This is a genomic window from Streptomyces sp. NPDC048338 (assembly GCF_043201055.1).
In the GTDB taxonomy this organism is placed as follows: Bacteria; Actinomycetota; Actinomycetes; order Streptomycetales; family Streptomycetaceae; genus Streptomyces.
In genome coordinates this window covers 886,362-906,293 of sequence record NZ_JBICYQ010000001.1, presented here as the reverse complement: position 1 = coordinate 906,293, position 19,932 = coordinate 886,362, and the positions used below count along the sequence as shown (strand labels likewise).

Annotated in this window: 14 protein-coding genes; all 14 read left to right on the top strand. The window is 71.6% G+C overall.

What is annotated here, in order from left to right; all coding sequences use genetic code 11:
* Positions 1-4: 4 nt before the first annotated feature.
* The 14 genes from ACGFZF_RS04145 (at position 5) to galU (ending at position 19,751) form a co-directional block, all read left to right on the top strand.
* A complete protein-coding gene (locus tag ACGFZF_RS04145; RefSeq protein WP_393550936.1) occupies positions 5-1,513 on the top strand; it encodes a bifunctional folylpolyglutamate synthase/dihydrofolate synthase in 1,509 nt (502 codons plus the stop codon).
* A gap of 5 nt (positions 1,514-1,518) precedes the next feature.
* Positions 1,519-1,881, top strand: a complete 363-nt coding sequence (locus ACGFZF_RS04140) for a DUF4233 domain-containing protein (RefSeq protein WP_386544283.1) — start codon at positions 1,519-1,521, stop codon at positions 1,879-1,881.
* A gap of 103 nt (positions 1,882-1,984) precedes the next feature.
* Complete coding sequence (gene ndk / locus ACGFZF_RS04135) at positions 1,985-2,398, top strand: nucleoside-diphosphate kinase (protein ID WP_356598784.1); 414 nt, start codon at positions 1,985-1,987, stop codon at positions 2,396-2,398.
* A gap of 285 nt (positions 2,399-2,683) precedes the next feature.
* Positions 2,684-3,703, top strand: coding sequence for a rod shape-determining protein (locus ACGFZF_RS04130; protein WP_125753625.1), 1,020 nt, complete (start codon positions 2,684-2,686; stop codon positions 3,701-3,703).
* A 117-nt stretch (positions 3,704-3,820) separates the two neighbouring features.
* On the top strand, positions 3,821-4,810 hold the full coding sequence (gene mreC, locus ACGFZF_RS04125; protein ID WP_356598782.1) for a rod shape-determining protein MreC: 990 nt from the start codon (positions 3,821-3,823) through the stop codon (positions 4,808-4,810).
* Positions 4,807-5,472: a rod shape-determining protein MreD gene (mreD, locus tag ACGFZF_RS04120; protein ID WP_356598780.1), complete on the top strand. Its 666-nt coding sequence runs from the start codon at positions 4,807-4,809 to the stop codon at positions 5,470-5,472. Before mreC ends, mreD begins: the two co-directional genes overlap by 4 nt.
* 19 nt (positions 5,473-5,491) lie before the next feature.
* The gene (gene mrdA, locus ACGFZF_RS04115) at positions 5,492-7,738 is read left to right on the top strand and encodes a penicillin-binding protein 2 (protein ID WP_393550935.1); all 2,247 of its coding nucleotides are present in this window, start codon (positions 5,492-5,494) and stop codon (positions 7,736-7,738) included.
* Between the two features lie 4 nt (positions 7,739-7,742).
* Positions 7,743-8,942: a rod shape-determining protein RodA gene (gene rodA, locus ACGFZF_RS04110; protein ID WP_393550934.1), complete on the top strand. Its 1,200-nt coding sequence runs from the start codon at positions 7,743-7,745 to the stop codon at positions 8,940-8,942.
* A 42-nt stretch (positions 8,943-8,984) separates the two neighbouring features.
* Complete coding sequence (locus ACGFZF_RS04105) at positions 8,985-10,520, top strand: CHAD domain-containing protein (protein WP_393550933.1); 1,536 nt, start codon at positions 8,985-8,987, stop codon at positions 10,518-10,520.
* Positions 10,521-10,570: 50 nt separating this feature from the next.
* On the top strand, positions 10,571-12,499 hold the full coding sequence (locus tag ACGFZF_RS04100; protein ID WP_393550932.1) for a TIGR03960 family B12-binding radical SAM protein: 1,929 nt from the start codon (positions 10,571-10,573) through the stop codon (positions 12,497-12,499).
* Between the two features lie 75 nt (positions 12,500-12,574).
* A complete protein-coding gene (locus tag ACGFZF_RS04095) occupies positions 12,575-13,804 on the top strand; it encodes a hypothetical protein (protein WP_393550931.1) in 1,230 nt (409 codons plus the stop codon).
* A 125-nt stretch (positions 13,805-13,929) separates the two neighbouring features.
* A complete protein-coding gene (locus tag ACGFZF_RS04090) occupies positions 13,930-14,721 on the top strand; it encodes a TIGR03936 family radical SAM-associated protein (protein WP_393550930.1) in 792 nt (263 codons plus the stop codon).
* Positions 14,722-14,956: 235 nt separating this feature from the next.
* On the top strand, positions 14,957-18,730 hold the full coding sequence (locus tag ACGFZF_RS04085) for a ribonuclease E/G (RefSeq protein WP_393550929.1): 3,774 nt from the start codon (positions 14,957-14,959) through the stop codon (positions 18,728-18,730).
* Positions 18,731-18,824: 94 nt separating this feature from the next.
* Positions 18,825-19,751 (top strand): UTP--glucose-1-phosphate uridylyltransferase GalU, encoded by a 927-nt coding sequence (gene galU, locus ACGFZF_RS04080; protein WP_393550928.1) that lies wholly within the window; start codon positions 18,825-18,827, stop codon positions 19,749-19,751.
* The last annotated feature ends 181 nt before the right edge of the window (positions 19,752-19,932 follow it).

The window sequence follows — 19,932 nt, the reverse complement described above, 5'->3', positions numbered from 1 at the left end:
GCGCGTGAGTGAGCCCCGCGACCAGTTCGACGAGTCCGACCCCTTCGACGAGATCGTCGACGCCGAGACCGACCGTGACCCCGACCTGGCGGTGATCGAGGCCGGCAGCCGCACGCTGCGCGCACAGTCCGGTCCGCCCCAGGGCGACCCCGTGCCCGCCCGGCCCGCCGACCCGGAGGTGGACCGGGCACTGCGTGACGTCGAGACCGATCTGGCGACGCGCTGGGGCGAGACGAAGCTGGAGCCGTCGGTCCGCCGGATCGCCGCGCTGATGGACGTGCTGGGCGAGCCGCAGCGCGCGTACCCCTCGATCCACATCACCGGCACCAACGGCAAGACGTCCACGGCGCGGATGATCGAGGCCCTGCTCGGCGCCTTCGACCTGCGCACCGGCCGCTACACCTCGCCGCACGTGCAGTCGATCACCGAGCGGATCAGCCTGGACGGCGCGCCGATCTCCGCCGAGCGGTTCATCGAGACGTACCAGGACATCAAGCCGTACGTGGAGATGGTGGACGCCCGCGAGGAGTTCCGGCTCTCCTTCTTCGAGGTCATCACCGCGATGGCCTACGCGGCCTTCGCGGACGCCCCGGTGGACGTGGCGGTCGTCGAGGTCGGCATGGGCGGCACCTGGGACGCCACGAACGTCATCGACGGCTCGGTCGCCGTCGTCACCCCCATCGACCTGGACCACACGGACCGGCTCGGCAACACGCCCGGCGAGATCGCGGGCGAGAAGTCCGGGATCGTGAAGCAGGGCGCGACGGTGATCCTGGCGCAGCAGCCGGTGGACGCGGCGCAGGTCATGCTGAAGAAGGCCGTCGAGGTGGACGCGACGGTGGCGCGCGAGGGCATGGAGTTCGGCGTCGTCCGGCGCGAGATCGCGGTCGGCGGCCAGCTGCTGACCCTGCGCGGCCTCGGCGGCGAGTACGAGGAGATCTTCCTGCCGCTCTACGGCGCGCACCAGGCGCACAACGCCGCGGTGGCGCTCGCGGCGGTCGAGGCGTTCTTCGGCGTCGGCGCGGACCAGGCCCGGATCCTGGACATCGACACGGTCCGCCGGGCCTTCGGCTCGGTCTTCTCGCCGGGCCGCCTGGAGGTCGTGCGCAGCTCGCCGACGGTCATCCTGGACGCGGCGCACAACCCGGCCGGCGCACGGGCGACGGCGGACGGCATCGCCGAGTCGTTCGGGTTCTCCCGGCTCATCGGCGTGGTGAGCACCAGCTCCGACAAGGACGCCAGGGGACTCCTGGAGGCCTTCGAGCCGATCTTCGCGGAGATCGTGATCACGGCGAACTCCAGCCCGCGCGCCACCGACGTCGACGCACTCGCCGCGATCGCCGTGGAGGTCTTCGGCGACGAGCGGGTGGTCGTCGAGCCGCGGCTGGACGACGCGATCGAGGCGGCGATCACGCTCGCCGAGGAAGAGGACGAGTACGCCGGGGCCGGTGTGCTGGTGACCGGTTCGATCTTCACGGTCGGGGATGCCCGGCTGCTGCTGGGAAGGCGCTGAATCCGATGCGTACGCTCTGTGCCTCGACCCTGATCGGCGAGGTCTTCGTGATCGGCTTCGCCGGTCTGGTCGCCATGAAGGACGACAGCCTGTCCATGGCGGCGGTCTGGTCGGTCTGCGGTGTCGCGATGCTGCTGTCGGTCCTGCTGTGCGGGATGATCACCCGCCCGGGCGGCCTCCAGCTCGGCTGGGCGCTGCAGATCGCGCTGATCGCGAGCGGCGTCGTGGTGCCGGTGATGTTCTTCCTGGGCGCCGTCTTCGCGGTGCTGTGGTGGGCGTCCATCCACTACGGCCGCAAGATCGACGAGGCGAAGGCCCGCTGGGCCGCCCAGGCGGAGGCCGCGGACGCCGCCGCCTCGGCGTCGTAGGGCGCCCGGCGTCTCCCGAGGGCCTGACGCTGCGTAATCGCGCGCCGGGTCCGCCCTGTAGCCTCTGAGGTCCCGCACACTGCATTACGAAGGAGTCCCCACCGTGAGCCAGCGCAGCCTCGTCCTGCTCAAGCCCGACGCCGTCCGCCGTGGCCTGGTCGGCGAGATCATCGGCCGCATCGAGCGGAAGGCCGGCTGGACCCTGGCCGCTCTGGAACTGCGCGAGCTGGACCAGGAGACGCTGGAGCAGCACTACGGCGAGCACAAGGGCAAGCCCTTCTACGAGCCGCTGATGGGCTTCATGCAGTCCGGCCCGGTCGTCGCGCTGGTCGTCGAGGGCGAGCGTGTCATCGAGGGGCTGCGGGCCCTCGCAGGCCCGACGGACCCGATCGCCGCCGCGCCCGGCTCCATCCGCGGGGACTACGGCACCATCGTCCGCGAGAACCTGATCCATGCCTCGGACTCCGAGGAGTCCGCCATTCGGGAGCTGAAGATCTTCTTCCCGGGTCTCGTCTGACCCGTTCACTGACTCGACGTCAGCCGAACACCGCAACGACCTGGGGCGACCGAAGGAATTTCGGTCGCCCCCGGGCATATGAACGGCACAATCGGGAACGCATCGCAGCGTCCTACCGTCACCTCATACAGAGGTGGACCGCCGCGCGGGATCCGTGGGGGCGGCACTACGATGGAAAACTCCAGCCGCAGTACCCACTCACCCACCATCTCGCCGACCTGAGAAGCCGTCAACGCTCCGATAGGGAAGGCCCGACGCATCCTCATGGGAAACAAGGGGAACTCAATGTCGTTCATCGGCCGTGACATGGCTGTCGACCTCGGGACCGCCAACACGCTGGTGTACGTCAGGGGTCGAGGCATCGTTCTGAACGAGCCGTCCGTCGTCGCGATCAACACCAACACCGGTGGCATCCTCGCGGTCGGTGCCGAGGCGAAGAAGATGATCGGGCGGACGCCCGGCAACATCGTCGCGGTCCGGCCTCTGAAGGACGGCGTGATCGCCGACTTCGAGATCACCGAGCGGATGCTCCGCTACTTCATCCTCAAGATCCACAAGCGTCGCTACCTGGCCCGCCCCCGGGTCGTCGTCTGCGTGCCCTCGGGCATCACGGGAGTCGAGCGCCGCGCCGTCATCGAGGCGTCGACGCAGGCCGGCGCCCGCCAGGTGCACATCATCGAGGAGCCCATGGCCGCGGCCATCGGCTCGGGCCTGCCGGTGCACGAGGCGACCGGCAACATGGTCGTCGACATCGGCGGCGGCACCACCGAGGTGGCCGTCATCTCGCTCGGCGGAATCGTCACGGCACAGTCGATCCGGGTCGCCGGCGACGAGCTGGACAACGCGATCATCCAGCACATCAAGAAGGAGTACTCGCTGCTCCTCGGTGAGCGCACCGCCGAACAGATCAAGATCACCATCGGCTCGGCCTACGACCTCGACAAGGACGAGCACACCGAGATCCGGGGCCGCGACCTCGTCTCCGGTCTGCCCAAGACCGTGGTCATCTCCGCCGCCGAGGTCCGCAAGGCCATCGAGGAGCCGGTCAACGCCATCGTCGACGCCGTGAAGACGACGCTCGACAAGTGCCCGCCCGAGCTCTCCGGTGACGTGATGGACCGCGGCATCGTTCTCACGGGTGGCGGCGCCCTGCTGCGCGGCCTCGACGAGCGACTCCGCCGGGAGACCGGCATGCCGATCCACATCGCCGAGGACCCGCTGGACTCGGTGGCGCTCGGCGCGGGCAAGTGCGTGGAGGAGTTCGAAGCCCTCCAGCAGGTCCTGGACGCACAGCCCCGCCGATAACGGACCGATGACGATCCGCTGCACGGGTGGCAAGGTCCCCCGGGCGGCGGATCGTTGATATAACGGCATGAATCGGACAGAACAACCGAACCAAGAGGAAAGGCACGGCCGCCGCACGTGAGGGACACACGAGAGAGCCGGCTGCTCCTGGTGCTGCTGATCGCCATCGCGTTCGCACTGATCACGGTGGACATCCGAGGCGGCGAGGAGTCACCGGTGGACGGTGCCCGGCAAGCCGCCGCCACGGTCTTCGGGCCGGTGGAGAACGGCGTCGCGGCGGCCGTGGACCCGATCGGCAACGCCATAGGGGCAGTACGCGACTCCGGAGAGCGCCACACCCGGATCGCCGCCCTGGAACGCGAGAACGCCGCCCTCAAGGCCAAGCTCGGCAGCGACGACCGCAACCGCAGCCGGATCCGCGAACTCGACACCATGCTGAAGACGGCCGGCGCCGGACAGTACGGGATCAAGGCGGCCGAGGTCATCGCCATAGGAGCGGCCCAGGGCTTCTCCTGGACCGTCACCATCGACGCCGGCGCCAACGACGGCATCACCCGCGACATGACCGTGCTCAACGGCTCCGGCCTCGTCGGCCGCGTCACGACCGTCGGCCCCTCCACCTCGACCGTCCTCCTCGCCAACGACCCCGACTTCACCGTCGGCACCCGCATGGAGAAGACGGACGAGCTCGGCTTCGCCACCGGCCAGGGGGACCGCCCGCTGCTCGTCCAGCTGCTCAACGGCAAGGCCAAGGTGAAGGCCGGCGACCGGCTCGTCACCTTCGGCTCACAGGCCGACAAGCCCTTCGTGCCCGGCGTCCCGGTCGGCGAGGTCGTCCGCGTCGACCCGGCCGGCGGCGGCCTGACCCGCAACATCTACGTCCGTCCGTACGTCGGCTTCACCAAGCTGGACATCGTCGGCATCGTGGTCCAGGCCCCGCGCACCGACCCCCGCGACACGGTCCTGCCGGCCAAGCCCAAGCCCGCGCCGACCGTCACCGTCACGGTCAGCCCGCCACCACCGGACGGGCAGCAGCCGGGACAGCCGCAGACCCAGGGCAGGACCCAGGGCACCGCACAGGACGAAGAGGACGGAGTGACGCCGTGAAGTTCAACCGCATCCTTCTCTCCGTCACACTCGTCGTGGTCGCCCTGGTCGTCCAGGTCTCCGTCCTCGCACGCCTCCAGCTCCCGGGCGCCGTCCCCGACCTCGTCCTGCTGACCGTCGTCGGTCTCGCCCTCGTGTACGGGCCGGTCAGCGGCTCGCTCATCGGCTTCGGCGCCGGCCTCCTCGCCGACCTCGCCCCGCCCGCCGACCACGCCGCCGGCCGCTACGCCCTGGTCCTCTGCGTCATCGGCTACCTCGCCGGACTGGCCCGCCCCGACAACGGCCGGCTCAAGTCCGCCACCGGCCCGATGGCCGTGGTCGTCGCCGCCGCGATCGGCTCCACCCTGCTCTACGCGGGCGTCGGCGCCCTCGTCGGCGACACCGCCGCCCGCCATGTCGGCCTCGGTTCGCTGCTGTTCACCGCGGCCGTCTACGACCTCCTCCTCGCGCCCTTCACCGTGCCGCTGATCATGGCCCTGGCCCGGCGCGCGGAGAACGACCCGCTCGCCGAGTCCGGCGGCGGCGGCGCCGACGTCGCCTCCGGCTGGCTCTCCTCGGGGACCGGCCTGCGGATCGGCAGCCAGCGCAGCGGCCTGCGCGTGAAGGCCGCCCGCAGCAGAGCCTCACGCGCCGGACGCATCAAGGGAGTCAAGCGACTGTGACCGAGGGGACCACCGCAGTATGAGCAACATCCCCGAGACCGGGCGGACACCCAGGGTCCAGATCCGGCTCGTCGTCATCCAGGTCCTCGTCTTCTCCCTCCTGCTCACCCTCGGCGGACGCCTCTGGTACCTCCAGATCCGCAACGGCCAGGAGTACACCGACGAGGCCAAGAGCAACGGCGTCCAGCGGGTCGTCCAGCCCGCCGTCCGCGGCTCCATCCTCGACGCCCGCGGCGTCCCGCTCGCCGACAACGAGACCCGCCTCGTGGTCTCCGCGTCGCGCACCGAGCTGATGAAGATGAAGGACGACGGCCAGGGCGTCCTCACCCGCCTCGCCGCCGTCCTGGGCATGAAGCCCAAGGACGTCATGGACAAGGTCCGGCTCTGCGACTCCGAGACGCCGCAGCCCTGCTGGAACGGCTCCCCCTACCAGCCGATCCCGGTCACCGCCGAGGCCACCACCCAGCAGGCCCTGCAGATCCGCGAACGCGCCGAGGACTTCCCGGGCATCACCGCCGAACCGACCGCCGTCCGCCGCTACCCGGCCCCCGGCAAGTCCAGGACCTCGCAGGTCCTCGGCTACCTCTCGCCCGTCACCGACGCCGAGATCGAGAAGGCCAAGGACAGCGACTCGCCCTTCCTCCGCTCCGACCAGGTCGGCCGCTCCGGCCTGGAGCGCACCTACGACAAGGAGCTGCGCGGCAAGGCGGGGGTCACCCGCTACGAGGTCGACAACCTCGGCCGGGTCATCGGCGAGGCCAAGAGCGACAAGGCCGTGCCCGGCGCCAACGTGGTCACCTCCATCGACGCCCGCGTCCAGGCGGTCGCCGAGTGGGAGCTCCACAACGCGATGCTGGAAGCCCGCAAGACGTACGACAAGAACACCAGCGAGAACTACAAGGCCGACTCCGGCGCCGTCGTCGTCATGGAGGCGAAGACCGGCCGGATCGTCGCCATGGCCTCGCTTCCCGACTACGACCCCAACGCCTGGGTCGGCGGCATCTCCGGCAAGGACTACGCGGCCCTCACCAGCAAGGCGTCCAACCTCCCGCTGCTCAACCGGGCCATCCAGGGCCAGGCCGCACCCGGCTCGATCTTCAAGGTCATCCCGACCACGGCCGCGGTCAACGCCGGATACGAGTTCAACGGCCGCTACCCGTGCCCCTCGTCGTACTCCATCGGCAACCAGGTCTTCAAGAACTTCGAGTCCCAGGGCCACGGCTCCATCACGCTCGGCCAGGCCCTCGAAGTCTCCTGCGACACCGTCTACTACGCCCTCTCCCACCAGCAGTGGCAGAAGGACGGCGGCATGAAGCCGAAGAAGAACGCGAAGGACTGGTTCTACAAGACCGCGCACCAGTTCGGCCTCGGCGCCGAGACCGGCATCGACCTCCCCAACGAGGTCACCGGCCGCGTCCCCGACCGCAAGTGGAAGCAGGACTTCTGGGCGGCCAACAAGGACTACTGGTGCAAGGTCGGCAAGCGCGGCGGCACCTACGTCCAGCAGCTCAGCTACGAGAACTGCCTCGAAGGCAACCTGATGCGCGCCGGTGACTCGGTCAACTACTCCATCGGCCAGGGCGACACGCTCGTCACCCCGATCCAGATGGCCACCATCTACGCCGCCATCTCCAACGGCGGCACGATGTACAACCCCACCGTCGGCAAGGCCGTCGTCAGCCCCGACGGCAAGAAGGTCACCGAGATCAAGCCCAAGTCCCACGGCCGCCTCCCGATGGACACCAAGACCCAGGCGTTGATAGAGGAGGCCCTCGCGGGAGTCGCGACCCGCGGTACGGCCGCCTGGCGATTCGGCGGCTGGCCGCAGGACAAGATCCCGATGCACGCCAAGACGGGTACGGCGGAGGTCTACGGCAAGCAGACGACCTCCTGGTTCGCCACGTACACCAAGGAGTACGCGATCGTCATGACGATCTCCCAGGGTGGTACGGGCTCCGGCGCCTCCGGCCCCGCCGTGCGCAACATCTACGACGCGCTCTACGGACTCGACGACTCCGGCCACCAGGACCTCAAGCGGGCCCTGCTGCCGCAGCCGCAGAAGGGCCTGCCCAAGATCGAGACCGACGGCTCCATCGACGCCCCGAAGGTGACGCCGTACGACCCCGAGTCGCAGAAGGTCGACCCCCTCAAGCAGGCCGGCGGGCAGACGGACGCGACCCCGCCGGACGACGGGACCGCGGACCCGGCCAAACCGGACGACGCGCAGGACCTCGCGGGCCCGCCCGCCACCTGGCGGAGGGACTGAACCGATGAGCGCACCCCACGGCTTCTCCGTCTCCCGGTACGCCCCCGAACGCGGCGCCTTCGCGAAGCTCACCGCCCGCGACTCGCTGCTGCGCCGGCTCGACTGGCCGATGCTGCTCGCCGCGCTCGCCCTGTCCTTCATGGGCGCGCTGCTCGTCTGGTCCGCCACCCGCGGCCGCACCGAGCTCAACAACGGCGACCCGTACTACTTCCTGTTCCGGCACGTCCTGAACACCGGAATCGGCCTCGCCCTGATGATCGGCACCGTCTGGCTCGGCCACCGCACCCTGCGCGGCGCCGTGCCGGTCCTCTACGGCATCTCGATCCTGCTGATCCTCGCCGTCCTCACCCCGCTGGGCGCCACCATCAACGGCGCCCACGCCTGGATCGTCATCGGCGGCGGCTTCTCGCTCCAACCCAGCGAGTTCGTGAAGATCACGATCATCCTGGTGATGGCGATGCTGCTCGCCGCCAAGGTCGACGCCGGCGACCAGCTCCACCCCGACCACCGCACCGTGGCCAAGGCGCTCGGACTGGCCGCCCTGCCCATGGCCATCGTCATGCTGATGCCCGACCTCGGCTCCGTCATGGTGATGGCGGTCATCGTCCTCGGCGTCCTCCTGGCCTCCGGCGCCTCCAACCGCTGGGTCCTCGGCCTGATCGGCGCCGGCGTCCTCGGCGCCGTCCTCGTCACCACCCTCGGCATGCTGGACGAGTACCAGATCAACCGCTTCGCCGCCTTCGCCAACCCGGAACTCGACCCGGCCGGCGTCGGATACAACACCAATCAGGCCCGCATCGCCATCGGCTCCGGCGGACTGACCGGCGCCGGGCTCTTCCAGGGCTCCCAGACCACCGGCCAGTTCGTGCCCGAGCAGCAGACCGACTTCGTCTTCACGGTGGCCGGCGAGGAGCTCGGCTTCCTCGGAGCCGGACTCATCCTGGTCCTGCTCGGCGTGGTCCTCTGGCGGGCCTGCCGCATCGCCCGCGAGACCACCGAGCTCTACGGCACCGTCGTCGCCGGCGGGATCATCGCCTGGTTCGCCTTCCAGTCCTTCGAGAACATCGGCATGACCCTCGGGATCATGCCCGTCGCCGGTCTCCCGTTGCCGTTCGTCTCCTACGGCGGCTCGTCCATGTTCGCGGTCTGGGTGGCGATCGGACTGCTCCAGTCCATCAGGGTGCAACGACCGATGACGGCCTGACCGCCCCTGCCCTTCCGCGCCCATCGCGTCTAGATTCGATGCATGGCGGAGACGAAGCGCGAGATCGAGCGGAAGTACGAGGCCACACCCGGCACAGGACTCCCGGACCTCACCCGAGCTCCGGGAGTCTTCGCCGTCCTGGACCACGGCGTCACCGAACTCGACGCCGTCTACTACGACACCCCCGGGCTGCTGCTGGCCGCCGACTCCCTCACCCTGCGCCGCCGCACCGGCGGCGAGGACGCGGGCTGGCACCTCAAGTTCCCCGTCGCCTCCGGCATCCGCGACGAGATCCGGGCGCCGCTGGCCGACACCCTGCCCCGCACCCTGGCGGAGCTCGTGCGCTCCCGCGTCCGCGACGAACAGGTCGTCCCCGTCGTCCGCCTCCGCTCCGCCCGCGACGTCCACCACCTCCTTGACGCCTCCGGAACGCTGCTCGCCGAACTCTCCGTCGACACCGTCCGCGCCGAACGCCTGGGCGCCGGCGGCACCGGCGAGACCACCTGGACCGAGATCGAGGTCGAACTCGCCGACGACGCCGACCCGGCCGTCCTCGACGCCGTCGAGAAACGCCTCAAGAAGGCCGGCGTGCATCCCTCGGGTTCCGCCTCGAAACTGGCCCGGGCGCTGGCGGAGACCGGCGGCGGCCCGCGCACCCCGTCCGGCCCCCCGACGGACGGCACCCCGGACCGGACCACCGCCGCCGGCCGGATCCTCGCCTACGCGCGCGAACAGCGCGACGCCCTCGTCGCCCTCGACCCCGCCGTGCGCCGCGACCTGCCCGACGCCGTCCACCAGATGCGGGTGGCCACCCGCAGACTCCGCAGCGCCTTCAAGAGCTACCGGAAGGTCCTGGACCGCAGGGTCACCGACCCCCTCGGCGACGAGCTGAAGTGGCTCGCCGGAGAACTCGGCGTCGCCCGCGACCAGGAGGTCCTCGCCGCCCGGCTCCGCGCCCGCGTCGACGAACTGCCCCGGACCCTCGTCCTCGGCCCCGTCCGCGCCCGGCTGCGGATCCGGAACGCGAAGAGCGCCGCCACCGCCCGCGACCGGGTCCTCACCGCCCTCGACTCGGCCCGCCACCTCGCCCTGCTCACCGCCCTCGACGCGCTCCTCGCCGACCCGCCCCTGCGCAAGGCCGCCCACCGGGACGCGGGACCCGTCCTCGCCGCCGCCGTCCGCAAGGACCACGCCCGGCTCTCGGCCCGGGCCGAGCACGCCCTCGCCCTGCCCCCCGGCCACGACCGCGACCTCGCGATGCACGAGGCCCGCAAGGCCGCCAAACGCGCCCGCTACGCCGCCGAGGCCGCCACCCCCGCCCTCGGGAAGCCCGCCAGGAAGTTCGCCAAGAGGGTGAAGGCCGTCCAGAGCCTCCTCGGCGAACACCAGGACGGCGTCGTCGCCCGCGACGCCCTGCGCACCCTGGCCGTCCAGGCCCACGCGGCGGGGGAGTCCGCCTTCACCTGGGGACTCCTCTACGGCCGGGAGGAGGCGTACTGCGCGGCCCGCGAGCGGGAGTTCCCGCAGGTCTGGGCGAAGGCGGCCCGGCCCGGACTCGGGGCGCAGGGGACCCTCTGAGCACCGGGTACGCTTGAGAGTCGCCCCCTGCCAGCTCACGAAGGTTCGAGATGTCTGCTGCCGAGTCTGTCTTCCCGCAGCTCGAAGCCCTGCTCCCGCACGTGCAGAAGCCGATCCAGTACGTCGGTGGAGAGCTGAACTCCACGGTCAAGCCGTGGGAGTCCGCCGACGTCCGCTGGGCGCTCATGTACCCGGACGCGTACGAGGTCGGCCTGCCCAACCAGGGCGTCATGATCCTCTACGAGGTACTGAACGAGCGCGAGGGCGTTCTCGCCGAGCGGACCTACAGCGTCTGGCCGGACCTCGAGGAACTGATGCGCGAGCACCACGTGCCCCAGTTCACCGTGGACAGCCACCGCCCCGTCGGCGCCTTCGACGTCTTCGGCCTGAGCTTCTCCACCGAGCTCGGCTACACCAACATGCTCACGGCCCTGGACCTGGCGGGCATCCCGCTGGAGTCCAAGGACCGGACCGTCGACCACCCGATCGTGCTCGCCGGCGGCCACGCCGCCTTCAACCCCGAGCCGATCGCGGACTTCATCGACGCCGCGATCATCGGCGACGGCGAGCAGGCCGTGCTGGACATGACCGAGATCATCCGGGGCTGGAAGGCCGAGGGCCGCCCGGGCGGGCGCGAGGAGGTCCTCCTCCGCCTCGCCAAGACCGGATCGGTCTACATCCCCGGCTTCTACGACGTCGAGTACCTGCCGGACGGCCGGATCGCCCGCGTCGTCCCCAACCGCTCCGGCGTGCCGTGGCGCGTGTCCAAGCACACCGTCATGGACCTGGACGAGTGGCCGTACCCGAAGCAGCCGCTGGTCCCGCTCGCCGAGACCGTCCACGAGCGGATGTCCGTCGAGATCTTCCGCGGCTGCACCCGCGGCTGCCGTTTCTGCCAGGCCGGCATGATCACGCGCCCCGTGCGGGAGCGAAGCATCACCGGCATCGGCGAGATGGTCGAGAAGGGCCTCAAGGCGACCGGCTTCGAGGAGGTCGGCCTGCTCTCCTTGTCGAGCGCCGACCACACCGAGATCGGTGACATCGCCAAGGGCCTCGCCGACCGCTACGAGGCCGACAAGGTCGGTCTGTCCCTCCCCTCGACCCGCGTGGACGCGTTCAACGTCGACCTCGCGAACGAGCTGACGAGGAACGGCCGCCGCTCCGGCCTCACCTTCGCCCCCGAGGGCGGCTCCGAGCGCATGCGCAAGGTCATCAACAAGATGGTCTCGGAGGAGGACCTGATCCGGACCGTCTCCACGGCCTACGGCAACGGCTGGCGCCAGGTGAAGCTGTACTTCATGTGCGGCCTGCCGACGGAGACCGACGAGGACGTCCTCCAGATCGGCGACATGGCGGTCAAGGTCATCGCCGAGGGCCGCAAGGTCTCCGGCCAGAACGACATCCGCTGCACGGTCTCGATCGGCGGTTTCGTACCGAAGCCGCACACGCCGTTCCAGTGGGCGCCGCAGCTCTCCGCCGAGGAGACCGACGCGCGCCTGACGAAGCTGCGCGACAAGATCCGCGGCGACAAGAAGTACGGCCGCTCCATCGGCTTCCGCTACCACGACGGCAAGCCCGGCATCGTCGAGGGCCTGCTGTCGCGCGGCGACCGCCGCATCGGCGCGGTCATCCGCGCGGTGTACGAGGACGGCGGCCGGTTCGACGGCTGGCGCGAGCACTTCTCGTACGACCGCTGGATGGCGTGCGCCGAGAAGACGCTGCCCGAGCGGGGCGTCGACGTCGACTGGTACACGACGCGCGAGCGCACCTACGAGGAGGTCCTGCCCTGGGACCACCTGGACTCCGGTCTGGACAAGGACTGGCTCTGGGAGGACTGGCAGGACGCGCTGGACGAGACCGAGGTCGAGGACTGCCGCTGGACGCCGTGCTTCGACTGCGGGGTGTGTCCGCAGATGGACACCCAGATCCAGATCGGCCCCACGGGGCAGAAGCTGCTGCCGCTGTCGGTCGTGAAGTAGCCCATTCCGGTAACACTCCGGCGACGGCCCGGTGCGAGGGGAAACCCTCCGCCGGGCCGTCGCGTCATTTCCGGCATGAGCATGGAGAACGCGCAGCCCCGGCCCGAACCGGAGGGCTGTCTGACGGTGGTCGTGAGGATTCCGGTCCGGATCGTGGTCCTGGTCGTCGTCGTCCCCGTCCGGATGGTCTGGGACCTCCTCGTCGTCGCCGCGAAGGCCCTCGACCGGGTGCTGCTGCGCCCGCTCGCGCGGGCCGCCGCCTGGCTCTTCCGGTACACCGTCACCGTCCCGCTGGGATGGTTCGCCGAACACGTCCTCGTACCCGTCCTCCGCGGTCTCGTCATGACCGTGGAGTGGCTGGCGAGGGTGTTGTTCGTGTGGCCGTGGGTGGGGCTGTGGCGGTATGTGGTCGTGCCGGTGTGGCGCTACGGCGTGGTGGTGCCGGCCGGGTGGCTGTACCGGGTGGTGCTTGCGCCGGTGGGGCGCGGCCTGCGTTGGTTCTTCGGGGTGCTGGGCCGGGGGCTGGCCGTGGCCGGTGCGTGGCTGGCGAGGGCGTTGTTCGTGTGGCCGTGGGTGGGGCTGTGGCGGTACGTCGTCGTGCCCGTCTGCCGCTACGGCATCGGAGTGCCCGCCGGATGGCTGTACCGCGCGGTCCTCGTGCCGCTCGGCACCGGCCTCGGCCACCTGGCCCGCTGGACGCACCGATGGGTGATCGCCCCCACCGGACGCGCGCTGGCCCTGGGGCTCACCGGCCTCGGCCACGCCCTGACCTGGCTCGGCAAGGTGCTCTTCGTCTGGCCCTGGGTCGGCGCGTGGCGCTACGTCCTCGTGCCCGTGGTCCGCTACGGCGTCGTCGTCCCGCTCGGCTGGGTCGGGCGGCACGTGCTCGTCCCCCTCGCCCGCGAACTCCTCGACGCGCTCACGTTCTGCTGGCGGATCGCGGGATTCGTCTCCCGGGCCGTCTGGCGCGCCCTCGGCCGTGCCGCCTGGAACCTCGTCGGGAGGCCCGCCGCCTGGTTCTACCGGAGCGTGTGCACCCCCCTCGGCCACTGGACCCGCGACCGGATCTGGGCGCCGGCCCGTACCGCGGCCGTCGAGGCGGGCCGCGTCGCCCGCGACGCGCTCGCCACCGCACGTGCGACCGTCCGGCAGGCCCGCCGCGACGCCTGGCACGCTCTGGTCGGCGGACCCCGGGTGACCGAGCCTGTGGAACCGGTGGTGGCCCCGGCGCGTACTCTGGGTAGTACAACGAACGCCTCCGGCGCGGCGCCCGCACCCGAGATCTCCCTGCGAAAGCGGGGGTGAGCCGGTCACGGGCCCCCCAGAGGCCACCCGCATTCCGTGGGCGGCGCGCCACCGCGCCCGCTCCGCACCGAGGAGAAGAACCACTGGGCAAGCGACAGCCCGAAGGCCCGCCGCCCGCACCGGCGGTGCAGCGCATCCGACTGCGCTACACCAAGCGCGGCCGCCTCCGGTTCACCAGCCACCGTGACTTCCAGCGCGCGTTCGAGCGTGCGCTGCGCCGCGCCGAGGTGCCCATGGCGTACTCGGCCGGATTCACCCCGCACCCCAAGGTGTCGTACGCCAACGCCGCCCCCACGGGTACGGGCTCCGAGGCCGAGTACCTGGAGATCGCCCTCACCGAACAGCGGGACCCGCAGGTGCTGCGGACGCTGCTCGACGAGTCGCTCCCCGACGGCCTCGACATCACCGACGCCGTCGAGGCCCGGACCTCCGGACTCGCCGACCGGCTCACCGCCTCCGTGTGGGAGCTGCGGCTCGACGGCGTCACCGTCGAGGACGCGGAGAAGGCCGTCGCGGCCTTCCTCGCGGCCGAGACCGTGGAGGTGCAGCGCAAGACGAAGAACGGCATCCGCACCTTCGACGCCCGTTCCGCCGTCGCCGACCTCGTCGCCGACCGTCCACAGGCTCGTTCCGAGGCTGATAGGCCGCTGGACAGTGCCTGTGCGATACTGCGGCTGGTTGTTCGGCACGTGACACCTGCCGTGCGACCCGACGACGTCCTGTCCGGTCTCCGAGCTGTGGCCGACCTGGCGCCGCCGGTCCCCGCAGCGGTGACCAGGCTGGCGCAGGGGCTCTTCGACGAGGAGTCCGGCACGGTGACCGACCCGCTCGCGCCCGACCGCGAGGCAGTCACGGCCGCTCCACCCACGGCCGCCGCGACCTCCTCAGCGACGGCGCCGGGTACCGGTACCGCGTAGGGAGCGGTCGTTGTAGCGCAGCCCTGGTACTCGGGAGCCACCTGGGTCGGGCCGCGCACTGACACAGGAGACTTTCGCCAGGCCGTGCGCAAGAGGCGTACGGAACCGGCGAGCCAGACATCAGCTCCCGTGCGGCGCCCGCGCCCCGGACGGCGGCACCGCGCATTGCGCGCGGCCGCGCCGCCGGACCGGAACCAGGCGCGGCGCCCGGGAGCGTGACGGGAGAACCGCCCGCATGCTCGAGCCGAACGAAGAGAACAACACCGCACCTGGTGACAAGCTGCCGCCGCGCCGCAGGCGCCGCGCCGCTTCCCGCCCGGCCGGCCCCCCGGTCGCCGCGGACACCGCCGCCGAGGTCGTCGTGGACACACCGGCCGCCGAGGCGCCTGCCGCTGTGGAGGTGCCTGCCGAGGAGGCTGCTCCGGCGCCGCGTACGCGTCGTCGTGCCACCCGTAAGGCCACGACTCCTGAGCCCGTCGCCGAGACGGTCGAGGCTCCCGAGGCTCCGGCCGCCGCCGAGGCGCCTGCCGCTGTGGAGGTGCCTGCCGAGGAGGCCGCTCCGGCGCCGCGTACGCGTCGTCGTGCCACCCGTAAGGCCACCACTCCCGAGCCCGTCGCCGAGACGGTCGAGGCTCCCGAGGCCCCTGCCACCGAGGCCCCCGCCGCCGCCGAGGCTCCGGCCGCCGCCGAGGAGGCCGCTCCGGCGCCGCGTACGCGTCGTCGTGCGACCCGTAAGGCCACCACTCCTGAGCCCGTCGCCGAGACGGTTGAGGCTCCCGAGGCTCCGGCCGCCGCCGAGGCTCCGGCCCCCGCCGAGGCTCCGGCCGCCGCCGAGGTGCCTGCCGAGGAGGCCGCTCCGGCGCCGCGTACGCGTCGTCGTGCGACCCGTAAGGCGACCACTCCCGAGCCGGCCGGCGAGAGCCTGCCGCAGGAGACCGTCGCGCAGATCACCGCCCCCGAGGCCGAGCCCGAGGTCGCCGCCGCCGAGCAGGCCGCCACCCGCGGCCGGACGCGCCGCCGCGCCACCTCGCCGCAGTTCACCTCCGAGCCGGTCGTCGCGCCCAAGGCGGAGGAGACCCCGCGGGGTCGTCGCGCCGCCCGCCCCGCCGTCGCCGTGTTCCAGGCCCCGGTCTTCACCGAGCCGATGTTCCAGACCCCGGAGACCGCCGCGGCAGCCGCCGCCGTGGCCGCCGAGACCGCGGAGCCGGAGGAGGAGGTCGACGAGACCGCCGAGACCGCAGAGGCCGTCGTGGAGACGCCGGCCGCCGAGGAGCGCCCCGAGCCGGCCGGCCGTCGCCGTCGCCGCCGCCGTGGTGAGCCCGTCGAGCCCGTCGTCGAGCCCGTGCCCTCCACCGTGGCCGAGGAGCCCGAGGTCGAGGCGGAGGAGCCCGAGGCGGAGGCCGAGGACGCCGACGACACCGACGACCACGAGGACCGGCCGTCCCGCCGTCGCCGTCGTGGCGGCCGTCGCCGCCGTCGCGGCGAGCTCGCCGACGCCGAGGAGGCCGAGGAGGGCGACGACGCCCACGCCGAGGACGACTCCGACCAGGCCGACGAGGAGTCCGAGGACGAGGAGTCCGAGGACGAGGGCGACACCCCGTCCGCCGCCGGCACCAGCAGCTCCCGCCGTCGTCGCCGTCGTCGCCGCCGCAGCGGTGACGCCTCCGACTCCGAGGCGGGCGACGAGGACGGCGTCCGTACGGTCGTCAAGGTCCGCGAGCCCCGCCCGGCCCGGGAGAAGCCCGAGGCTGGCACCTCCTCGGACGAGGTGCAGTCCATCAAGGGCTCCACCCGTCTGGAGGCCAAGAAGCAGCGTCGCCGCGAGGGACGCGAGCAGGGCCGCCGCCGCGTGCCGATCATCACCGAGGCCGAGTTCCTGGCTCGCCGTGAGGCCGTCGAGCGCGTCATGGTCGTCCGCCAGAACGGCGAGCGCACCCAGATCGGCGTCCTCGAGGACAACGTGCTCGTCGAGCACTACGTCAACAAGGAGCAGGCCACCTCGTACGTCGGCAACGTCTACCTGGGCAAGGTGCAGAACGTCCTGCCGTCCATGGAGGCCGCCTTCGTCGACATCGGCAAGGGCCGCAACGCCGTCCTGTACGCCGGTGAGGTCAACTTCGAGGCGCTCGGCATGGCCAACGGGCCGCGCCGCATCGAGACCGCCCTCAAGTCCGGCCAGTCGGTCCTCGTCCAGGTGACGAAGGACCCGATCGGCCACAAGGGCGCGCGTCTGACCAGCCAGGTCTCCCTGCCGGGCCGCTACCTCGTGTACGTCCCCGAGGGCTCGATGACCGGCATCAGCCGCAAGCTCCCGGACACCGAGCGCGCCCGTCTGAAGACCATCCTCAAGAAGATCGTCCCCGAGGACGCGGGCGTCATCGTGCGCACCGCCGCCGAGGGCGCGAGCGAGGACGAGCTGCGCCGCGACGTCGAGCGGCTCCAGGCGCAGTGGGAGGAGATCCAGAAGAAGTCCAGGATGTCCACGACCTCCTCGCCGAGCCTGCTGTACGGCGAGCCGGACATGACCGTCCGTGTCGTCCGCGACATCTTCAACGAGGACTTCTCCAAGGTCATCGTCAGTGGTGACGACGCCTGGGAGACCATCCACGGCTACGTCAACCACGTGGCGCCCGACCTGGGCGACCGCCTCCAGCGGTGGACGAGCGAGGTCGACGTCTTCGCGACCTACCGGATCGACGAGCAGCTGATGAAGGCGCTGGACCGCAAGGTCTGGCTGCCGAGCGGCGGTTCGCTGGTGATCGACAAGACCGAGGCGATGATCGTCGTCGACGTCAACACCGGCAAGTTCACCGGCCAGGGCGGCAACCTCGAAGAGACCGTGACGAGGAACAACCTCGAGGCGGCCGAGGAGATCGTCCGCCAGCTGCGCCTGCGGGACCTCGGCGGCATCGTCGTCATCGACTTCATCGACATGGTCCTGGAGTCCAACCGCGACCTGGTGCTGCGTCGCCTCCTGGAGTGCCTGGGCCGTGACCGGACCAAGCACCAGGTGGCCGAGGTCACCTCGCTGGGCCTGGTCCAGATGACCCGCAAGCGCGTCGGCCAGGGCCTGCTGGAGTCCTTCTCGGAGACCTGCGTCCACTGCAACGGCCGTGGCGTGATCGTGCACATGGAGCAGCCGGCCGGTCAGGGCGGCGGCGGCAGCGGCAAGCGCTCGAAGAAGCGCGGTCGCGGCGGTGCCGAGCACCACGAGCACGAGCACGAGCACGTCGAGGCCGCGGAGACCGAGACCGTCGAGACCGAGGCGGAGATCGCCGCGGAGATCGCCGAGCCGGTCGCCGTGGAGGAGCCCATCGCCGCGGACGAGGAGCTGTACGGCAGCGCCGCCGAGGCCGAGGCCGCCGCCACCCGTGGCCGTGGCCGCCGCCGGGCGACCCGCAAGGCCACCGCGCCGGCCGGTTCGCCGGTGTCCGCACCCGCCCCGGAGCCCGTGGTCGAGGCCGTGCCGGAGCCGCAGGCCGTGGTCGAGGCGCCCGTGGCCGAGGCCCCGGTCGCCGAGGAGGCCGCCCCGGCTCCCCGGACCCGTCGCCGGGCGACCCGCAAGGCCACCGCGCCGGCCGGGTCCCCCGCGCCGGCCCCGGAGGCGGTCGTCGCCCCGGAGCCGGTCGCCGAGGCCGTGCCGGAGCCGGTCGTCGAGGCGCCCGTCGCCGAGGAGGCCCCCGTGGCCGCCCCGCCGCGGGCCCGCCGCCGGGTGGTCCGCAAGGTCACCGCTCCCGCCGGTTCGCCGGGCGGCGCCGAGGAGGCCGCCGTCGTGGTGGTCGACGCCCCGACCGCCGCCCCGGTCGCGGTCGAGGACCCGGTCGTCGCCGCGGAGCCCGAGGCCGAGGCGGCCGCCCCGGCCAAGAAGACGGTCCGCAAGACCGCGAAGAAGGCCACCGCGAAGAAGGCCGCCACCAAGAAGACGGCGGTGGCCAAGAAGACCGCGGCCAAGAAGACGACCACCAAGAAGGCCGCCGCCAAGAAGACGGCCGCCCCCGCGCAGGACTGACGCAGTACCGACACAGCCCGTGTGGGCCGTTCTCGCAAGGGGACGGCCCACACGGCTTTGAAAGCAAAGCGACTCGGAACCAGGAACCAGCTCGATGAACAACACCCCCACCGGGCCCGCGCGGCCCGTCACCGTCCGCAAGGCCGTCATTCCTGCCGCCGGTCTCGGCACCAGGTTCTTGCCGGCGACGAAGGCGACTCCCAAGGAGATGCTTCCGGTCGTCGACAAGCCGGCGATCCAGTACGTGGTCGAGGAGGCGGTGTCGGCGGGTCTCCCGGACGTCCTGATGATCACGGGCCGCAACAAGCGCCCGCTGGAGGACCACTTCGACCGGAACTACGAGCTGGAGTCCGCGCTCACCCGCAAGGGCGACGAGGAGCGGCTGGCGAAGGTCCAGGAGTCGAGCGAGCTCGCGACGATGCACTACGTCCGTCAGGGCGACCCGCGCGGCCTCGGCCACGCCGTCCTGTGCGCGGCCCCGCACGTCGGCGACGAGCCCTTCGCGGTCCTCCTCGGGGACGACCTGATCGACCCGCGCGACCCGCTGCTCGCCCGGATGCTGGAGGTCCTCGCCCAGAGCGGCGGCAGCGTCATCGCGCTGATGGAGGTCGACCCGGCGCAGATCCACCTGTACGGGTGCGCCGCCGTGGCGCCGACCGACGACGCCGACGTCGTGCGGATCACCGGCCTGGTGGAGAAGCCGGACCCGGCCGAGGCACCGAGCAGCTACGCGGTGATCGGCCGCTACGTCCTGGACCCGGCCGTCTTCGGGATCCTCAAGGAGACCGAGCCGGGCCGCGGCGGCGAGATCCAGCTCACCGACGCCCTGCAGCAGATGGCGCAGGACGAGAACCTCGGCGGGCCGGTGCACGGCGTGGTCTTCAAGGGCCGCCGCTACGACACCGGTGACCGCGGCGACTACCTGCGGGCGATCGTGCGCCTCGCGTGCGAGCGGGAGGACCTGGGCCCCGAGTTCCGGGCATGGCTGCGCGGGTTCGTCGCCGAGACCGGCGACGCGTGACCTTCCGCCGAATTTGACCCTCTACGGCACCGGCCCGTAACCTTGACCGTCGGCGTGTCGTATGGCGCGCCACTACCCCTGAGCACCCTCCTCCCGGTCTGCCGGGAGAGGCCGCTCGTCCACTTCCGGATCGTCGCGGGCCCCGGCCCGTGTGAGCGGCTGGCATCAGGGGTTCGTTCCC

What these genes read in the sequence shown, in the direction of transcription:
- ACGFZF_RS04140 (WP_386544283.1), top strand. Translation starts at nt 1,519, where the DNA reads ATGCGTACGCTCTGTGCCTCGACCCTGATCGGCGAGGTCTTCGTGATC.
- ACGFZF_RS04130 (WP_125753625.1), top strand. Translation starts at nt 2,684, where the DNA reads ATGTCGTTCATCGGCCGTGACATGGCTGTCGACCTCGGGACCGCCAAC.
- mrdA (WP_393550935.1), top strand. Translation starts at nt 5,492, where the DNA reads ATGAGCAACATCCCCGAGACCGGGCGGACACCCAGGGTCCAGATCCGG.
- rodA (WP_393550934.1), top strand. Translation starts at nt 7,743, where the DNA reads ATGAGCGCACCCCACGGCTTCTCCGTCTCCCGGTACGCCCCCGAACGC.
- ACGFZF_RS04105 (WP_393550933.1), top strand. Translation starts at nt 8,985, where the DNA reads ATGGCGGAGACGAAGCGCGAGATCGAGCGGAAGTACGAGGCCACACCC.
- ACGFZF_RS04100 (WP_393550932.1), top strand. Translation starts at nt 10,571, where the DNA reads ATGTCTGCTGCCGAGTCTGTCTTCCCGCAGCTCGAAGCCCTGCTCCCG.
- ACGFZF_RS04095 (WP_393550931.1), top strand. Translation starts at nt 12,575, where the DNA reads ATGAGCATGGAGAACGCGCAGCCCCGGCCCGAACCGGAGGGCTGTCTG.
- ACGFZF_RS04085 (WP_393550929.1), top strand. Translation starts at nt 14,957, where the DNA reads ATGCTCGAGCCGAACGAAGAGAACAACACCGCACCTGGTGACAAGCTG.
- galU (WP_393550928.1), top strand. Translation starts at nt 18,825, where the DNA reads ATGAACAACACCCCCACCGGGCCCGCGCGGCCCGTCACCGTCCGCAAG.